The organism is Oleiphilus sp. HI0080, from assembly GCF_001635135.1.
Map to the genome: position 1 here is coordinate 1 of NZ_LWFU01000213.1, position 531 is coordinate 531.

The window sequence follows — 531 nt, forward strand, 5'->3', positions numbered from 1 at the left end:
TCCATAAATGGATTGTAAACAGCGCCGCACTGCACATCTCCATCGCATGCAAACGCAATACTAACGGCCACCATTTGATGCCCATGTGCATAATTTACTGTTCCATCAATCGGGTCTACGATCCAAATTGGCGAATCTAGGTTGTGACTGATGCTCTTATCTGTGCACGTCTCCTCGGTTAGAAAGCGATGATTTGGGAAGACCTGCTTGATGCGTTCGATAATGAACTTGTCGGCGGCGAGATCTGCATTAGTGACGAGCTCTTGCTGATCTTTGTATTGATGTTGGAGCGCACCTTCGTTCCGCATTTTCTTAATAAGCTGTCCTGCTTCAATTGCGGTCGTCTTGGCCAGCGTGAGTGCAGCATCAATATCCGTCATCATTTCTTTTCCTAGTCAAATGTGCTGAGAGTCTCTCGACGTATGTTTGCTATGACGCAAAAGTTTGGGTCAGCTGTTTACAAATCATTAATCCGAGTATAACGTTAGCGGCATGAACAAGACGAACTTACACACATCATTAACTGCTTTG

Annotated in this window: 1 protein-coding gene; it reads right to left on the reverse strand. The window is 45.2% G+C overall.

The features are described 5' to 3' along the window. A partial coding sequence (locus A3751_RS02315; protein WP_304438999.1) for an inositol monophosphatase family protein occupies positions 1 to 383 on the reverse strand: 383 nt, incomplete at its 3' end. Between the last annotated feature and the right edge of the window lie 148 nt (positions 384 to 531).